A 15,181-nucleotide genomic window follows, 5' to 3' on the forward strand; every position below is an offset into this window, starting at 1 on the left:
CCCAGCACAAGTCGCTCTCGTCTTCGCTGACTGCTTCTTTACAAAAGGCTCCGGCTTATCGCCGGAGCCTTTTTCTTCGCCGATTTCCTGGCTAACCGCCTGAAATACCGCAGGATAAAAAAACCAGGCAGCATCCCAGAATACCTCTTGCGCTCTGGCATATCATATACCAAGCTGGCCTTCTGACAGCTCCTGTCGAAATTTCAACAGAACAGGGCACTCGGGAGGAACAATGACTGACACTGTACACACCACCGTCGCCCCGGCGGACAGACGAGTCAGCGATACCTATCGCTGGATGCAATTGGCTATCGGCGTCGGCGCGATGGTCATGATCGCCAACTATCAGTATGGCTGGACGTTCTTCGTCCCCGACATTCAGAAAAAATTCGGATGGGATCGCGCGTCGATCCAGTGGGCCTTCACGTTGTTCGTTTTGTTCGAAACGTGGCTGGTCCCGGTTGAAGGCTGGTTCGTCGACAAGTACGGCCCGCGCATCGTTGTTCTCGTCGGCGGCGTTCTCTGCGCGATCGGCTGGGCCATCAACGCGCAAGCGACATCGCTCAACGGTTTCTATCTCGGCATGATCATCGCGGGCATCGGCGCCGGTGGCGTGTACGGCACCTGCGTCGGCAATGCGCTGAAGTGGTTTCCGGACAAGCGCGGCCTAGCGGCCGGCATCACCGCGGCAGGCTTCGGCGCGGGCTCCGCGCTCACGGTCGCGCCGATCCAGGCGATGATCAAGAACGATGGCTTCCAGAACACCTTCCTCTATTTCGGTCTGGGGCAGGGCATCATCATCGTGATCCTGTCGTTCTTCCTGTTCGCGCCGAAGTCGGGGCAAGTGCCGCCGCCGGTGGTGAACGCAAATCTCCAGCAGACCCGCCGCAACTACCTGCCGACCGAAGTCATCCGGCACCCTATTTTCTGGCTGATGTACTTCATGTTCGTGATTGTCGGCGCGGGCGGATTGATGGTGACGGCGAACCTGAAGCCGATCGCGGCGGACTGGAAAATCGACAACACGCCTGTCACGCTGATGGCGATGACGATGACCGCGGTGACGTTCGCGGCGACCATCGATCGCGTGCTCAACGGTTTGACGCGCCCATTCTTCGGCTGGATCTCCGATATGATCGGTCGCGAGAACACGATGTTCATCGCGTTCGGCATGGAAGGCGTCGGCATCTATCTGCTCTACCTCTGGGGCCAGGATCCGATCTGGTTCGTGCTGCTGTCGGGCTTCGTGTTCTTTGCGTGGGGTGAGATCTATTCGCTCTTCCCTTCGACATGCACGGATACGTTCGGATCGAAGTTCGCGACGACCAACGCCGGCTTGCTCTACACGGCGAAAGGAACGGCAGCCTTGCTCGTCCCTGTCGCAAACTACATGCAGCAATCGTCGGGCAACTGGGACAACGTGTTTCTCATCGCGGCCGGCGCGAACATTCTCGCCTCGCTGCTCGCCGTTGTGGTGCTGAAACCGTGGCGCAAGGCGGTCGTCGCCAAGTCGCAAACGATGGCCTGATACGACCGCATCAGATGGCTCAAAAAGCGCGCTCATCTCCGGATGGGCGCGTTTTTCTTTTCCCGAATTGATGCCGCAAAATCGATTGACTCGGGCCGGGACCACAGGCAATCTCTGGTATACATAATACAAGACGGCAGACGACTCATATAAGCTCTGCAAACAGGGCGTTTCTTGACTTCGGTCATGACGGAGGAAGCCATGAATATTCACGAGTATCAGGGCAAGGCGGTCCTGAAAAATTTCGGAGTGACGGTCTCGGCGGGTGCGCCGGCCTTCACGGTCGACGAAGCGATTGCCGCGGCGAAGGCGTTGCCGGGTCCGGTGTATGTCGTCAAATCGCAGATCCATGCCGGCGGTCGCGGCAAGGGAAAGTTCAAAGGCTTGCCGGCGGATGCGAAAGGCGGCGTGCGTCTGGCGAAGTCGGTCGATGAAGTCGCAAGCTTCGCCAAGGAAATGCTCGGACGCACGCTCGTCACCGAGCAGACCGGGCCGGGAGGCAAGCAGGTCAACCGGCTCTACATCGAAGACGGCTCGGAGATCGCGAAGGAATTCTATCTCTCGATGCTGGTCGATCGCGAAACATCACGTGTCGCGTTTGTGGTCTCCACCGAAGGCGGCATGGACATCGAGAAGGTGGCGCACGATACGCCCGACAAGATCGTGACGTTCTCCGTCGATCCCGCGACTGGCGTGATGTCGCATCACGGCCGCAAGGTCGCGCAGGTGCTCGGGCTCACGGGCGATCTCGCGAAGCAGGCCGAAAAGCTCACCGCGCAACTCTACGCGGCGTTCACCACGACCGACATGGCGATGCTCGAGATCAACCCGCTGGTCGTGACGAAGCAGGGCGAGTTGCGCTGTCTCGACGCCAAGATCAGCTTCGATTCCAACGCGCTCTATCGCCACCACGAACTGGTGAAGCTGCGCGATCTCACCGAAGAGGATGAGAAGGAAATCGAGGCGTCGAAATACGACCTCAACTATATCGCGCTTGAAGGCACCATCGGCTGCATGGTCAACGGCGCAGGCCTTGCCATGGCGACCATGGACATCATCAAGCTCTATGGCGCGACGCCGGCGAACTTCCTCGACGTCGGCGGCGGCGCGACCAAGGAGAAGGTCGCGGCCGCGTTCAAGATCATCACCTCCGATCCGAACGTGCAGGGTATCCTGGTCAACATCTTCGGCGGCATCATGCGTTGCGACGTGGTCGCGGAAGGCGTCGTCGCCGCAGTGCGCGAGGTTGGTCTCAGCGTTCCGCTGGTGGTGCGCCTCGAGGGCACCAACGTCGAACTCGGCAAGAAGGTCATTGCGGAGTCAGGCTTGAACGTCGTCGCCGCCGACGATCTCGACGATGCCGCGCAGAAAATCGTTCGCGCCACACGAAAGGCAGCCGCGTAATGTCCATTCTTATCGATAGCAACACCAAGGTCATTTGTCAGGGTTTTACCGGCAAAAACGGCACTTTTCACTCCGAGCAGGCCGCGCTTTACGGCACGCGCATGGTGGGCGGCACGTCGCCCGGCAAGGGCGGCAGTCAGCATCTCGGGCTGCCGGTGTTCGATACGGTGGCGGAAGCGCGTGCGAAGACCGGCGCCGACGCCAGCGTGATCTACGTGCCGCCGCCGGGTGCTGCGGACGCGATCTGCGAAGCGGTCGACGCGGAAGTGCCACTGATTGTCTGCATCACCGAAGGCATTCCGGTCGCGGACATGGTGCGCGTCAAGCGTGCGCTCGATGGCTCAAGCTCGCGGCTGATCGGTCCGAACTGTCCGGGCGTCATGACGGCGGGCGAATGCAAGATCGGAATCATGCCCGGCAACATTTTCAAGAAGGGCAATGTGGGAATCGTCTCACGCTCCGGCACGCTGACCTATGAAGCGGTGTATCAGACCACGGCCGAAGGTCTCGGCCAGACCACGGCGGTCGGCATCGGCGGCGATCCGGTGAAAGGCACCGATTTCATCTCGATGCTGGAGTTGTTTCTCGCCGATCCGGATACGAAGTCGATCGTGATGATCGGCGAGATCGGCGGATCGTCGGAAGAAGACGCCGCGCAGTTCATCAAGGACGAAGCGAAGCGCGGCCGCAAGAAACCGATGGTCGGTTTCATCGCGGGCCGCACAGCACCTCCAGGCCGCCGCATGGGCCACGCCGGCGCGATCATCTCGGGCGGGAAGGGCGATGCGGAGTCGAAGATCGCGGCGATGGAAGCCGCCGGCATCCGCGTCTCGCCGTCGCCTGCGCGTCTCGGCAAGACGCTGGTGGATGTGCTGAAGGGATGAGTTGGCGCGCGAGCGGTCGCGCGAACATCGACGTCAATCTGTTTTCCCCAGTTACCAATCATCGTGATGCCCGGGCTTGTCCCGGGCATTTTTTTTGAGATCTTCTTCGTCATTGCGAGCGCAGCGAAGAAATCCGGACAAGATGATTTTTCACACAGATGAATTACGCGTCGCAAAGCGCTTCTCGCAATGACGAGGCTGATTTTCCGTTCGTGCCTTCGCCAGAACGATGAAGACGATGAATGAGAGAATCCAGCGCACCCTCAATGCCTTGATCGCTATTCACGGCTCGCACCGTTGCATAAGGCGAAACGGCGGCGGACTTCGCTGCAAAAGGCAGGACGGTGACGGCGTGGTGGCCATTGTCCGTCCGTGAAGATCCTCCGCGCCGGACCCAAAAACCCTTCCGGAGAGTCGTGGGACGCCACCACAAAATAGGAATATTTCCCGATTGACTCGTGGCATAATGTATACCAATATCGATCCGTCAGCGAGGACATCCGTCCCCGGATCTGACGAGCCCCGGGGACGATCATCCCCACCAAGACTTCAGTTCAAACCACGGAGGTTGTGATGAGAGTCGGAGACGTCCTGAACAGGAAGAGCACCCGTATCGCCACCGTCCGCATGAACGAGACCGTCGGCACTGCAGCGCGGCTGCTCCGGACCGAGAACATCGGCGCCCTTGTGGTCAAGGACGTCTGCCGCACCGAAGGCAACGTCGCCGTCGGCATGTTTTCGGAACGCGACGTGGTTCGCGCCGTCGCCGAGCACGGTCCGTCCGGCATCAACATGAAAGTTTCGGCGCTGATCTCGGTGCAGAAACTGGTGTCGTGCCAGTCCACCGACACGCTCGATCATGTGCGCGAGCTGATGGACGCCAATCACATCCGCCATCTGCCTGTCATCGACGATCACACGTTGATCGGCGTGATCAGCATGAGGGACATCATTTCTGCCGGCGACATCGGCGCGATGGCCCGCCCAGAGTCACGACCAGCCGTCCCTGCGTTTGCCTGACCGGTTCTCCCTGCAGGGCGCAATCTTCAAAGCCATCCCCGGTTTGTCGATTGCGCCCTGTTCTTTTCTCGCATTGAAAAACGCTTTTGCTGTCGTGGCGAATGGTCTGTGAACGCGGCCGTTAACGGGCAGTCATAGGCAAAAACGCAGCTTGAGATGGTTCTTCAGATTGTTCTTGGGCAACTTATTTCGGGACATGCCATGAAGATTTGTATTTACGGCGCAGGCGCAATCGGAGGCTATCTCGGCGTGCAGCTCGCGCAGGCCGGCGCCGACGTCAGCCTGGTGGCGCGTGGCGCACACCTTGCGGCGATGAAGGCCAACGGCTTGAAGCTCCTGATCGGCGACGAGGAGCGTGTGGTGCATCCGCGCTGCACCGACAATCCCGCCGACCTCGGCGTGCAGGATGTCGTCATCATCTGCCTCAAGGCGCATTCGATCACCGGCGTGCTGGACGCGATGAAGCCGCTGCTCGGGCCGAAGACCCGTGTGGTGACCGCCGTGAACGGCATTCCCTACTGGTACTTCTACAAGCACGGCAACGCTTGCGAAGGCTCGACGCTGGAAAGCATCGACCCGGGCGGACGGCAGTGGAAAGAACTCGGCCCCGAGCGCGCCATCGGCTGCGTGGTTTATCCCGCCACCGAGATCGAAGCGCCCGGCGTCATCCGCCATGTCTACGGCGACAGGTTTCCGCTCGGCGAGCCCTCGGGCGAGAAGAGCGCGGACGTCATGGCATTGTCGGCGCTGTTCGAGAAGGCCGGTCTCAAGGCGCCGGTCATGGAGAACATCCGCGACGAAATCTGGCTCAAGCTGTGGGGCAACGTCTGCTTCAATCCGATCAGCGCGCTGACCCATGCCACGCTCGATGTGATCGGCAGCGACCGGGGTACGCGGGCGGTGGCGAAGTCGATGATGGTGGAGGCGCAGACCATCGCCGAGACGTTCGGCGTCAAGTTCCGTGTCGATGTCGAGCGGCGCATCGAAGGCGCGCGCAAGGTCGGCGCGCACAAGACCTCGATGTTGCAGGATCTCGAACGCGGCCGGCCGATGGAAATCGATCCGCTGGTCACAGTGGTTCAGGAGATGGGCTCATTGTCGAAAACCCCGACGCCGTCGATCGACATCGTGCTGGCGCTGATCGCGCAGCGCGCCAAGGTCGCGGAGCTTTATTGAGTGGAATTGTTCTCATGATGAGGAGATGAAGCAAGCGCGATACGCTCCCTCGCCCCGCTCTTGCGGGGAGAGGGGTGGGGTGAGGGGCACCTTGCAATCATTACTGAAGCTAAAGCCCCTCACCCGGAGACCTCGCTTCGCTCGTCTCCGACCTCTCCCCGTAAACGGGGAGAGGTGAAGGGGGCTCCGTCTTCTAATCATTTCTTTTCATCTGGAGTTTCAACCGTGACGCAGTGGATTCGCTTTCGCCATCAGGACCAGACCGGTTTCGGCACGCTGTCGGGCCAGGACATCGTCGTGCATCAAGGCGACATGTTCGAGAGCCCGAAGGCCAACGGCAAGCGGCTGACGCTGGCGGATGTCGAACTGCTGGCGCCCTGCACGCCGTCGAAGGTCATCGCGCTGTGGAATAATTTTCATGCGCTGGCGGCGAAGCTGAATGTCGCCGAACCCGCCGAGCCGCTGTATCTCCTGAAAGCGCCGACCACGGTCACCGCGCCGAACGCCGTGGTGCGGCGGCCGAAGTCCTACGACGGCAAGGTGGTCTATGAGGGTGAGCTGGCCATCGTGATCGGCAGGACATGCAGCAACGTCTCCGTCGCGGAGGCGGGGGCTTACATTCACGGCTACACCTGCGTCAACGATATCACCGCCGCCGATATCATCGGCAAGGACGCGACTTTCGCGCAGTGGGCGCGCGCCAAGGGTTTCGACGATTTCTGTCCGTTCGGCCCCGCCATCGTCACCGGCATCGATCCGGCGACGCTCACGGTGCGCACGATCCTTAACGGCGCGGAGCGGCAGTCCTACAAGATTTCGGACATGATCTTCTCGGCGCAGGAACTGGTCAGCAAGATTTCGCACGACATGACGCTGCTGCCGGGCGACATCATCGCCTGCGGCACGTCACTGGGCGTCGGTGCGATGAAGGACCCGGTGAACACCGTCGTGGTCGCGATCGACGGCATCGGTGAACTGTCGAACGAGTACCGGAATTAGGGACGATTATTTGCCGTCATTGCGAGGAGCAATTGCGACGAAGCAATCCATTTTTCTTGCATGTCCGAAGTTTGGATTGCTTCGCTTCGCTCGCAATGACGTTGTGAGTCTCAGCGCGAATTTTCCGGCTCGTTCTTCGTCACCTTGGTGCCGGTGAGTTCGGCGAAGGCCGGACCAAGCCCGGCCATGCGCACCAGCAGCGAAATGTCATTCTTCTGCGTGCCGTTGAGCTGCGCGTAGAGCGCGCGGGTCGCGGTCTTCAGGCGCTGGATCGCGGGGCTGTCGGTGTCGAACGAATCGTCACGCGATTTCTTCATGCGCTTCTGGTAGTCCTCGATCTGCAGCGTGACCTCGCGCATCGCGCTCTCGACCGGCGGCCAGTATTTCTGCTGCGCGGCGGTGAGGTTCAGCCGCTTCTTGATGCCCGCGATCTGCGTATCGTTGAGGAACAGCCGCGACGGCTTTTCGGCTCGCGCGGTCACCGAGCGCGGCAGCGTGACCGGGGCGTTGATCCACGCGCGTGCGGTCTCGTACATGTCGTTCGGCGGGCCGGCTTCGGGCTCCGGCGGGCGAGGAGAGACGATCACGCGGTCCTGCTTCATCGTCACGTTCGAGACCGGATAGCGCGAATCGAAAACCGATTCGCCGGGCGTCAGCGACGCCGACGCGCGCTGGAAGAACAACTGATCGCCGAGCAGCCAGCCGCCGACGCCGGCTGCGATGCCGGCCGCGCCTATCAGCACCAGATATGTTGTCCTGATCGCCAAGCGTTTGCTCTGTTGCGGAAACCCGTCGCGTTAGGGCCAAAATGCCGAATAATTGTGGCTTTCCAAAGCTACCAAATCCTGCGGGGCGTGGCGCGCAGTTTGCCGATATTGGGTAAACCGGCCCTTTGCGGCGGCTGTCGCGCGCGGGGAGACATCCTATTCCGGATCGGCTAAAGGGAACCGCTGGACGCTGATTTGTGTGATGTTTTGAGCATGATTTCGTCCGAAGCCGGTTTCCATTTTCCGGGATCATGCCCCATTCGGAGAGCAACAATGAGTGAGAAAACGCGGACACCGAACGGTCAGGCGCAATTCGAGAAGAAGCAGACCAGCGCGCGCGAAGGCGAGAAGGCGATGGCGCAATACGACGCCGAAGGCCGCGCCATGCGCGCCAACATGGAAAAGCTGCGCGCGCTGCGTCTCGCCAGGGAAGCGGCTGAAGCGGCCGCCGCGCCTGCGGTCCCGGTGAAGAAGAAGGGTGCGGCTCCGAAAAAGACCAAGGCGGCAGCGCCCGCGAAACTCTCCGACTGGCTCGCCGATCAGCAAAAGGGCGGCTTTCGGACGTAAGGAGCGACACCCGTGACGACGGTTTACGATTTCAAGGCGGCGACGCTGGAGGGCGAGGAGCTTCCGCTCAAGGCCTTCGAGGGCAAGGTGCTGCTGATCGTCAACACGGCGAGCGCGTGCGGGTTCACGCCGCAGTATCAGCAGCTCGAGGAACTGCAACGCACACTCGGGCCGCGCGGCTTTTCGGTGCTGGGATTTCCGTGCAACCAGTTCGGCGGTCAGGAGCCGGGCAGCGCGCAGCAGATCGCCGAGTTCTGTTCGACGAAATACGACGTGACGTTTCCGATGTTCGGCAAGGTCGACGTAAACGGCGACAATGCGCTGCCGCTGTTCGAGCATCTGAAAAAACAGAAGCCGGGATTTCTCGGCTCGACCGCGATCAAATGGAACTTCACCAAGTTCCTGGTGGATCGCAGCGGCAATGTCGTGGCGCGGCACGGATCGACCACGCCGCCGCAGGCGCTGACCAAAGAAATCGAACAGCTGCTGTAGAGCAGGACACTGTTACTTCAGGACATCACTTCAGGATATGAGACCAGGACAAGAGATCATGACCGACCAGCTGCCCGACCGCCTCTCGACCGATCCCAACAGCCCCTATTACAACGCCGAGGTGCTGTCGCGCGATGTCGGCATCCGCTTCAAGGGCATCGAGAAAAACAACGTCGAGGAGTATTGCGTCAGCGAGAAATGGGTGCGCGTGGCGGTGGGGTCGTCGAAGGACCGTCACGGCAACCCGGTGACCATGAAGCTGACCGGTGAGGTCGAGCCGTATTTCCGGGACGCGAAGTAGGATTGGATCGCGCGCCTACGGCGTCACGTACCAGTACCCGCCGACCACGAGTATCACCGCCAGCGTGACAATGACGCCGAGCACGGCGGCGATGATCGCGCCCAGCCCGTGCGAATCCAGCCAGTTCTGCAATGATCTTGCGACGCCCATGGCGGCTTTCTAAACGGCCCGGCAGCGTCTTGCAATCGCTCCGCTGATCGCAGGGGGCCGCAAATTAAACCCGGCTACCGCGTCTTTTTGTCCACCACCTCGGTGACCGGCCGGTCGTTGCCCCGCGCGGTTTCCTCGCGCCAGTTGCCCTGACCGTCCTCGAACTGGATCGTTTCGGTCCGGCCCGGCACGCGCTGCTCGGCGGCGGCGCGGGCGGCCGCGGCGCGGGCGGCCTCATGGGTCGGAAAGGTCTCCGAAAACACGTTGTTGAACTTGTAAGCCCAGCCACCATCGTGCTCGACCACCTCGTAAACGACCTTGACCATGCTGGCACCCTCGGTTCGCGGCCTGACTAGACCGTAGATATGGCCGGTTTTGCGGAATCCAACCCGCGCAACACGCCTTCGACGATCTTGCGTTCCTCGGCGGTCAGGGGCGCCTGCGGCGGGACCGGATCGCCGACGGCGTAACCCTGGGTTTCAAGCCCGGCCTTGATACAGGCGGCGAGATTGAACCGCGCGAACACCTCGTTGATGCGCCAGAGCTTGCGCTGGAGCGTCATTGCGTCGTCCCACCGGCCGGCCTTGCACAGGTTATAGAGTTGCACGCTTTCGCGCGGCACGATGCAGGCCGGGCCCGCCATCCAGCCGACGCCGCCGATCAGCATGACGGCGGCGGGGATATGCGCGGAGGCCGCATGGACTTTCAGCTTGTCGCCGCAGCGGTTCATGATCGACAGCAGGCGGCCGGTGTTGTTCGAGGCATCCTTGATGCCGACGATGCGCGGATGTTCCGCGAGCCGCGCGATGACATCGAGCGTGAGATCCGAGCGCTGGAAATTCGGATTGGTGTACATCACCACCGGAATATCGACCGCGTCGGCGATGGCGCGGAAATACGCCTCGACCTGCGCGTCCTTCACCGGGAAATAAGCTTCGAGGATCGCCAGAATGCCGTCCGCGCCGAGCGCCTGATACGATTTCGCCTGCGCCACCGCGTCGGCGGTGGAGGTCGAGACGACGCCCGCGACCACCGGCACACGCCTTGCGGCGGCTTCCACCGTCGCCTTCACCACCGTCGTGCGCTGCGCAGCGGACAGATAGGCGAACTCGCCGGTCGATCCCAGCGGCGTCAGGCCATGGACGCCGGACTTGATCAGGTCGTCGCAGAGCCTGCCCAGCACATCGGTCTTGATGGCGCCGTCGGCAGTGATCGGGGAGACGAGATAGGGAAACACACCATGCAGGTCGGTCATTGTGGGGGTCACTCTTGTTATTGGTCTTGCGGTTGGCGTTAACGATTGAAGCACATCTTGCGGATGTTTGGCGAATGGCGTCGCTTGATCTGGACACGGCGCGCGGCTGCGACACAAGATGTCGGTGCGAACAAAGCCGCTCATGGTATGAATCGCTGATTCGGGCGCGTTTCGTTCCACTCGCGTTCCAAAGCTTAAGGCTTTGCAAGTTTTTAGCGACTTCGCGCCGTTGTGGCCGTCACGTTATGAGACAGTTTGCGCCGGAAGCCGCGACGCCGCACGATACGGACAAGGCAACGATGAGGTTCGGCATGATGAAGCGGATGGTGTTTGCGGGGCTGCTGTCGCTGACGGCGGGCGGCGCGCTGGCGCAGGACGTGCCCGGCATCGAGATCTGCACCGCCGAAAAGACCATGGAGCGCCGCACCGGCTGTCTCCAAAGCAACGTCAATTTCCTGAAAGCCTCGCTGACCAAGGCCTCGCTGGAGAGCCAGCAGAAGATCGACGCCGCCAACCGGCAGATCGATGCGCTGAAGGCCGCCGTGGTCGGTTTGCAGAACACCGTCGCGCAGTTGCAGGGGCAGGTTCAGGCGCAGGGCAAGAAGCCCGCGGAGCCGGCGAAGGATGCGCCGAAAGCGCCGGCGAACGGTTCGCCCGCGAAGTGAAGCGGGCGGTGGCCAAGCCTCGCGCAGCAAAGACCAAGCCTCGCGCAGCGAAAACAAAGCCTCGCGCAGCAAAGACAAAGCCCCGCGCAGCGAAGGCCAAACCGCGTGCAGCAAAAGTACGCGCGGCAAAATCCAAACCCGTTGCGTTCGTCTACGTGCTCGGGTGTTTCCACAAGGGCCGCTATTCGTCCTATGTGGGCTGGACCAACGACGTCGCGCTGCGGCTCGGCAAGCACAATGCCGGTACCGGCGCGCGCTCGACGCGCGGACGGGTCTGGACGCTGCTGCACACCGAGGCTTTCAAAACGCGCAACGCCGCCATGAGCCGCGAATGGCATCTCAAGCGCGACCGCGCATTCCGCAAGAAACTGATGGACGCGGTGCGGACGGCGCAGACTGTATCTTGAATGAGTGTAAGCGCGAGGCTGGCAGGACTTACGTGAGATTCATGGAAAGTCTCAACGTGTTTATCGCCCGAACTTGAACGGCGCCGATCGTTTGGGAGCCTCGTATTCGCGGAGCGCTTTTCGCAACTGCCTCGCTTCGACGAGCGCTTTTTGGACATTCTTGTCCGGCGTGCCCTCTTCGAAGAACAGAACACGTTCGCACATGGGACATTGCCGGGAATATCCATTTTGGATTCTCCGCGCCTTGTCCCGGAAGCTTCCCTTGCACTTCGTGCATCTGATTAAAAATGAATCGTCCAAGGCGAATTCCTCCCTTGGAGACAGTTTCGCAGATAGACATTAATGTAGCTTTTCAATGTAGCTTTTCATTTGGGACCTGGAGACATCGCGAAGTGACCCCGGCCACCGCATCCCCCGTCGTGATCGACGCCGCGCAGACCCGCGCCAGCCTGCCGTTCGATCGACTGATCGCGGCGCTGCGCGAGGCTTTTACGGCGGGTGCGGACGTGCCGCTGCGGCATCATCATTTCATGCCGCAGCCGGATGGATCGACCGCGACCATCCTGATCATGCCGGCATGGCAGCGCGCCTTCATCGGCATCAAGATCGTCACCATCTTTCCGGAGAACGGCAAGCGCGCGCTGCCGGGGTTGTTCTCGAGCTATCTGCTGTGTGACGGCGAAACCGGGCAGCATATCGCGCTGATCGACGGCAACGAGATCACGTCGCGGCGAACGGCGGGGATTGCAGCGCTCGGCGCGGATTTTCTCGCGCGCAAGGATGCAACAAAGCTGCTGGTGGTCGGTTCGGGCCGCATCGCGAGCCTTGCGGCGGATGCGTTCCGCGCCGTGCGGCCGGTCGAAAAGGTCGCGGTGTGGAATATCAACGAGGCGGGCGCCGCGCGGCTGGTGTTCGACCTGCGCGCCGAGGGCATCGACGCCCATGTGGTGCAGGACCTTGAGCGGGCGGTGGGCGAGGCGGACATCGTGAGCTGCGCGACGCTGGCCGAGCGGCCGGTCATCAAGGGCGCATGGCTGAAGCCGGGCGTGCACCTCGACCTGATCGGCAGCTTCACGCCGTTCATGCGCGAGGCGGACGATGAGGTATTTCGCAAAGGCCGCGTCTGGCTCGACACCTATGACGCGCTGAAGGAAAGCGGCGAACTGCTCGATCCGATCCGCGACAGCGTCATCAAGGCTGATGACGTCGCCGGTTCGCTTGCCGAACTGTGCCGCGGCGAGCGCAAGGGCAGGGCGAGCGACAAGGAGATCACCGTCTTCAAGGCGGTCGGCAACGCGCTGTCCGACATCGCGGCGGCGGGGCTGGTGTACCGGGATTTCAATATTGAGCGGCTCTAGTGCGTTTGAGCCGCACACCGATGTCGTTCCCGCTTTCGCGGGGACGACGCAGTGAACTAACGCTCTGATCGCCTCGGCGTCCGACAAGCCAGCCCTGCGCCCGCGCGCTGGTCATCGGCAAAACCGCACGCTAGGTTTCCCGCATCAAAAACTAAAAACACTCGTCCGGGAGGTCTCCATGTCAAATCTTCGCGTGCTCGCAACCGGTCTCGAATTCCCCGAAGGACCGGTGGTGATGCCCGACGGCTCGGTGGTGCTGGTGGAAATCCGCGCCCAGAAGCTGACGCGCGTTTATCCCGACGGGCGCAAGGAGACCATCGCGAAAATTCCCGGCGGGCCGAATGGCGCGGCACTGGGCCCCGACGGCAAGATGTACATCTGCAACAACGGCGGCTTCTCGTGGGCGCCCGGTCCGCGCGGCAATCTGATGCCCGGCGCGCCGCGCCCGTCGGAATATATCGGCGGTTCGTTGCAGCGGGTGGATCTGCAAAGTGGCAAGATCGAAACGCTGTTCACCCATTGCGGCGAGCATCCGCTGAAAGGGCCGAACGATCTGGTGTTCGACAGGCAGGGTGGGCTGTGGTTCACCGACCTCGGCAAGCGCCGCCCGCGCGACATGGATGTCGGCGCGCTCTATTACATGAAGCCGAATGCGACCGAACTGATCGAGGCGGTGCATCCGCTGCTGCCCGCCAACGGCGTCGGCATTTCGCCGGATGAAAAGACCGTCTATGTCGCCGAGACGCCGACGGCGCGGCTGTGGGCGTTCGACATCGGCAACCCGGGCGAGGTGAAGGCAGGTCCGGTGATCTATCGCGGCGAGATGGGCAAGCCGCTCGCGGGTCTCGGCGGCTACCAGATGTTCGACTCGCTCGCGGTGGAAGCCTCCGGCAACATCTGCGTCGCGACGCTGATTACGGGCTGCATCTCCGTGATCGCGCCGGACGGCAAACTGGTCGAGCAGGTGCCGACCGGCGACAACGTCACCACCAACATCGCGTTCGGCGGGCCGGATTTGAAGACCGCCTATATCACGCTGTCCGGCAAGGGCGAACTGGTGGCGATGGACTGGCCGCGCGGCGGGTTGCCGCTGAATTTTCTGAACAAGTGACTCTCACCTCGCCCCGTTCTTACGGGGAGAGGTCGACCGCAACGCGGTCGGGTGAGGGGCGTTTTCTCCAATACTGAAATGCCCCTCACCCCAACCCTCTCCCAGCAAGCGGGGAGAGGGAGCAGATGATCGACCGGCAAAGGGAAGCATACATGCCTTGGCTTGAACCAGTTACCTTAACCGGCCCTCACGCGCGGCTTGAGCCGCTGTCGCTGTCCCATCGCGATGGGCTGATTGATGCTGTGAAGGACGGCGAGTTGTGGAAGCTCTGGTACACGTCGATCCCTGCGCCCGAAAAGATGCAGACCGAGATCGAGCGGCGTCTGGGCTTGCAGGCCAGCGGCGCGATGCTGCCGTTTACGGTGAAGGACCCGGCCGGCAACATCGCCGGCATGTCGACCTACATGAATGTGGATGCCGCCAACCGCCGCGTCGAGATCGGCTCGACCTGGTACGCGGCGCGGGTTCAGCGCACGCCGCTCAACACGCAATGCAAGCTGCTGCTGTTGACCCATGCGTTTGAAAAACTGGACTGCATCGCGGTGGAATTCCGCACGCACTTCTTCAATCACCAGTCGCGGCGCGGTATCGAGCGACTGGGGGCGAAACAGGACGGCATCCTGCGCAATCACCAGATCGCGGGAAACGGCACGCTGCGCGACACGGTGGTCTACAGCATCATCGCGCCCGAATGGCCGACGGTGAAAGCGCATCTGACGTATCAGCTGGAGAAGGCGCGGTAACAGCCGGCAGCGTGAGCGGGCGAATGCTGCGCGATGCGTCATCCTGAGGTGCGAGCCGACTTCGGCGAGCCTCGAAGGATGACAGTTCTGGTGAGTGTCGCCATCCTTCGAGGCGCGCAAGCAAGAGCGCGCACCTCAGGATAACGCTGCAATTGCAGCAAGCCCGGTTCCAGAATTAACCCGCGCAGCGGACATTAAGGTTTAAATACAACTGTCATTGCGCGCGCATGCCGTCGGACTAACGTTCGATCGCGGACAATTGCCCCCGTCCGCAACCAGCACGGCGGGGCCGTCGGCCGGTATACTGCGTCCGGCGGCCCTCATTTGCGAGGTGCCCATGTCCGAGGCCGCATT

The 15,181-nt window shown here is 61.8% G+C and carries 18 protein-coding genes; 14 read left to right on the top strand and 4 right to left on the bottom strand.

From position 1 onward, the window contains the following. The first annotated feature begins 232 nt into the window (after positions 1-232). The 6 genes from oxlT (at position 233) to AC1RKJ_RS18855 (ending at position 7,011) form a co-directional block, all read left to right on the top strand. Entirely contained in the window at positions 233-1,528 is a 1,296-nt protein-coding gene (oxlT, locus tag AC1RKJ_RS18830; RefSeq protein WP_492792433.1) for an oxalate/formate MFS antiporter, read from the top strand. Positions 1,529-1,729: 201 nt separating this feature from the next. Continuing rightward, positions 1,730-2,932 (top strand): ADP-forming succinate--CoA ligase subunit beta, encoded by a 1,203-nt coding sequence (sucC, locus tag AC1RKJ_RS18835; RefSeq protein WP_492792434.1) that lies wholly within the window; start codon positions 1,730-1,732, stop codon positions 2,930-2,932. Further along, entirely contained in the window at positions 2,932-3,816 is an 885-nt protein-coding gene (gene sucD / locus AC1RKJ_RS18840) for a succinate--CoA ligase subunit alpha (protein WP_492792435.1), read from the top strand. The genes sucC and sucD overlap by 1 nt, the downstream gene beginning before the upstream one ends. A 573-nt stretch (positions 3,817-4,389) precedes the next feature. After that, on the top strand, positions 4,390-4,836 hold the full coding sequence (locus AC1RKJ_RS18845) for a CBS domain-containing protein (protein ID WP_492792436.1): 447 nt from the start codon (positions 4,390-4,392) through the stop codon (positions 4,834-4,836). 201 nt (positions 4,837-5,037) lie between these two features. Beyond that, a complete protein-coding gene (locus tag AC1RKJ_RS18850) occupies positions 5,038-6,012 on the top strand; it encodes a 2-dehydropantoate 2-reductase (RefSeq protein ID WP_492792437.1) in 975 nt (324 codons plus the stop codon). 225 nt (positions 6,013-6,237) lie between these two features. Next, the gene (locus AC1RKJ_RS18855; protein WP_492792438.1) at positions 6,238-7,011 is read left to right on the top strand and encodes a fumarylacetoacetate hydrolase family protein; all 774 of its coding nucleotides are present in this window, start codon (positions 6,238-6,240) and stop codon (positions 7,009-7,011) included. 110 nt (positions 7,012-7,121) lie between these two features. On the opposite strand, the gene AC1RKJ_RS18860 is transcribed toward AC1RKJ_RS18855, so the two are convergent. Beyond that, a complete protein-coding gene (locus AC1RKJ_RS18860; RefSeq protein ID WP_492792439.1) occupies positions 7,122-7,778 on the bottom strand; it encodes a hypothetical protein in 657 nt (218 codons plus the stop codon). A 273-nt stretch (positions 7,779-8,051) separates the two neighbouring features. On the opposite strand from AC1RKJ_RS18860, the gene AC1RKJ_RS18865 reads away from it, so the two are divergent. The 3 genes from AC1RKJ_RS18865 to AC1RKJ_RS18875 are packed head-to-tail and all read left to right on the top strand — an operon-like array spanning position 8,052 to position 9,138. Beyond that, entirely contained in the window at positions 8,052-8,345 is a 294-nt protein-coding gene (locus AC1RKJ_RS18865) for a hypothetical protein (RefSeq protein WP_492792440.1), read from the top strand. 12 nt (positions 8,346-8,357) lie between these two features. After that, positions 8,358-8,837, top strand: a complete 480-nt coding sequence (locus AC1RKJ_RS18870; protein ID WP_492792441.1) for a glutathione peroxidase — start codon at positions 8,358-8,360, stop codon at positions 8,835-8,837. A 58-nt stretch (positions 8,838-8,895) separates the two neighbouring features. Next, a complete protein-coding gene (locus AC1RKJ_RS18875; protein WP_492792442.1) occupies positions 8,896-9,138 on the top strand; it encodes a DUF3297 family protein in 243 nt (80 codons plus the stop codon). Between the two features lie 15 nt (positions 9,139-9,153). Here AC1RKJ_RS18875 and AC1RKJ_RS18880 read toward each other — a convergent pair whose 3' ends face one another. From AC1RKJ_RS18880 to AC1RKJ_RS18890, 3 genes are all read right to left on the bottom strand, one after another. Beyond that, complete coding sequence (locus tag AC1RKJ_RS18880; RefSeq protein ID WP_492792443.1) at positions 9,154-9,288, bottom strand: hypothetical protein; 135 nt, start codon at positions 9,286-9,288, stop codon at positions 9,154-9,156. Between the two features lie 74 nt (positions 9,289-9,362). Continuing rightward, positions 9,363-9,614: a DUF2188 domain-containing protein gene (locus AC1RKJ_RS18885; protein WP_492792444.1), complete on the bottom strand. Its 252-nt coding sequence runs from the start codon at positions 9,612-9,614 to the stop codon at positions 9,363-9,365. A 26-nt stretch (positions 9,615-9,640) separates the two neighbouring features. Then, positions 9,641-10,543 carry a dihydrodipicolinate synthase family protein gene (locus AC1RKJ_RS18890; protein WP_492792445.1) on the bottom strand — a complete coding sequence of 301 codons (903 nt, stop codon included), beginning with the start codon at positions 10,541-10,543 and terminating at the stop codon, positions 9,641-9,643. Positions 10,544-10,854: 311 nt separating this feature from the next. Here AC1RKJ_RS18890 and AC1RKJ_RS18895 point away from each other — a divergent pair, with 311 nt between their 5' ends. The 5 genes from AC1RKJ_RS18895 (at position 10,855) to AC1RKJ_RS18915 (ending at position 14,827) form a co-directional block, all read left to right on the top strand. Next, on the top strand, positions 10,855-11,208 hold the full coding sequence (locus AC1RKJ_RS18895) for a hypothetical protein (RefSeq protein WP_492792798.1): 354 nt from the start codon (positions 10,855-10,857) through the stop codon (positions 11,206-11,208). Between the two features lie 155 nt (positions 11,209-11,363). Further along, complete coding sequence (locus tag AC1RKJ_RS18900) at positions 11,364-11,615, top strand: GIY-YIG nuclease family protein (protein ID WP_492792799.1); 252 nt, start codon at positions 11,364-11,366, stop codon at positions 11,613-11,615. A 392-nt stretch (positions 11,616-12,007) separates the two neighbouring features. Continuing rightward, positions 12,008-12,973, top strand: a complete 966-nt coding sequence (lhpI, locus tag AC1RKJ_RS18905) for a bifunctional Delta(1)-pyrroline-2-carboxylate/Delta(1)-piperideine-2-carboxylate reductase (protein ID WP_492792446.1) — start codon at positions 12,008-12,010, stop codon at positions 12,971-12,973. 178 nt (positions 12,974-13,151) lie between these two features. Continuing rightward, positions 13,152-14,084, top strand: a complete 933-nt coding sequence (locus AC1RKJ_RS18910; protein ID WP_492792447.1) for an SMP-30/gluconolactonase/LRE family protein — start codon at positions 13,152-13,154, stop codon at positions 14,082-14,084. Between the two features lie 152 nt (positions 14,085-14,236). Continuing rightward, a complete protein-coding gene (locus AC1RKJ_RS18915; protein WP_492792448.1) occupies positions 14,237-14,827 on the top strand; it encodes a GNAT family N-acetyltransferase in 591 nt (196 codons plus the stop codon). Positions 14,828-15,181 lie beyond the last annotated feature (354 nt).

The sequence above is a fragment of the Afipia sp. GW822-FHT04G07 genome, assembly GCF_058800765.1.

Bases quoted from the DNA above. Each gene is read 5' to 3' on its own strand.
- oxlT (WP_492792433.1), top strand. From the start codon at position 233: ATGACTGACACTGTACACACCACCGTCGCCCCGGCGGACAGACGAGTC.
- sucC (WP_492792434.1), top strand. From the start codon at position 1,730: ATGAATATTCACGAGTATCAGGGCAAGGCGGTCCTGAAAAATTTCGGA.
- sucD (WP_492792435.1), top strand. From the start codon at position 2,932: ATGTCCATTCTTATCGATAGCAACACCAAGGTCATTTGTCAGGGTTTT.
- AC1RKJ_RS18845 (WP_492792436.1), top strand. From the start codon at position 4,390: ATGAGAGTCGGAGACGTCCTGAACAGGAAGAGCACCCGTATCGCCACC.
- AC1RKJ_RS18850 (WP_492792437.1), top strand. From the start codon at position 5,038: ATGAAGATTTGTATTTACGGCGCAGGCGCAATCGGAGGCTATCTCGGC.
- AC1RKJ_RS18865 (WP_492792440.1), top strand. From the start codon at position 8,052: ATGAGTGAGAAAACGCGGACACCGAACGGTCAGGCGCAATTCGAGAAG.
- AC1RKJ_RS18875 (WP_492792442.1), top strand. From the start codon at position 8,896: ATGACCGACCAGCTGCCCGACCGCCTCTCGACCGATCCCAACAGCCCC.
- AC1RKJ_RS18880 (WP_492792443.1), bottom strand. From the start codon at position 9,288: ATGGGCGTCGCAAGATCATTGCAGAACTGGCTGGATTCGCACGGGCTG.
- AC1RKJ_RS18885 (WP_492792444.1), bottom strand. From the start codon at position 9,614: ATGGTCAAGGTCGTTTACGAGGTGGTCGAGCACGATGGTGGCTGGGCT.
- AC1RKJ_RS18890 (WP_492792445.1), bottom strand. From the start codon at position 10,543: ATGACCGACCTGCATGGTGTGTTTCCCTATCTCGTCTCCCCGATCACT.
- AC1RKJ_RS18895 (WP_492792798.1), top strand. From the start codon at position 10,855: ATGATGAAGCGGATGGTGTTTGCGGGGCTGCTGTCGCTGACGGCGGGC.
- AC1RKJ_RS18910 (WP_492792447.1), top strand. From the start codon at position 13,152: ATGTCAAATCTTCGCGTGCTCGCAACCGGTCTCGAATTCCCCGAAGGA.
- AC1RKJ_RS18915 (WP_492792448.1), top strand. From the start codon at position 14,237: ATGCCTTGGCTTGAACCAGTTACCTTAACCGGCCCTCACGCGCGGCTT.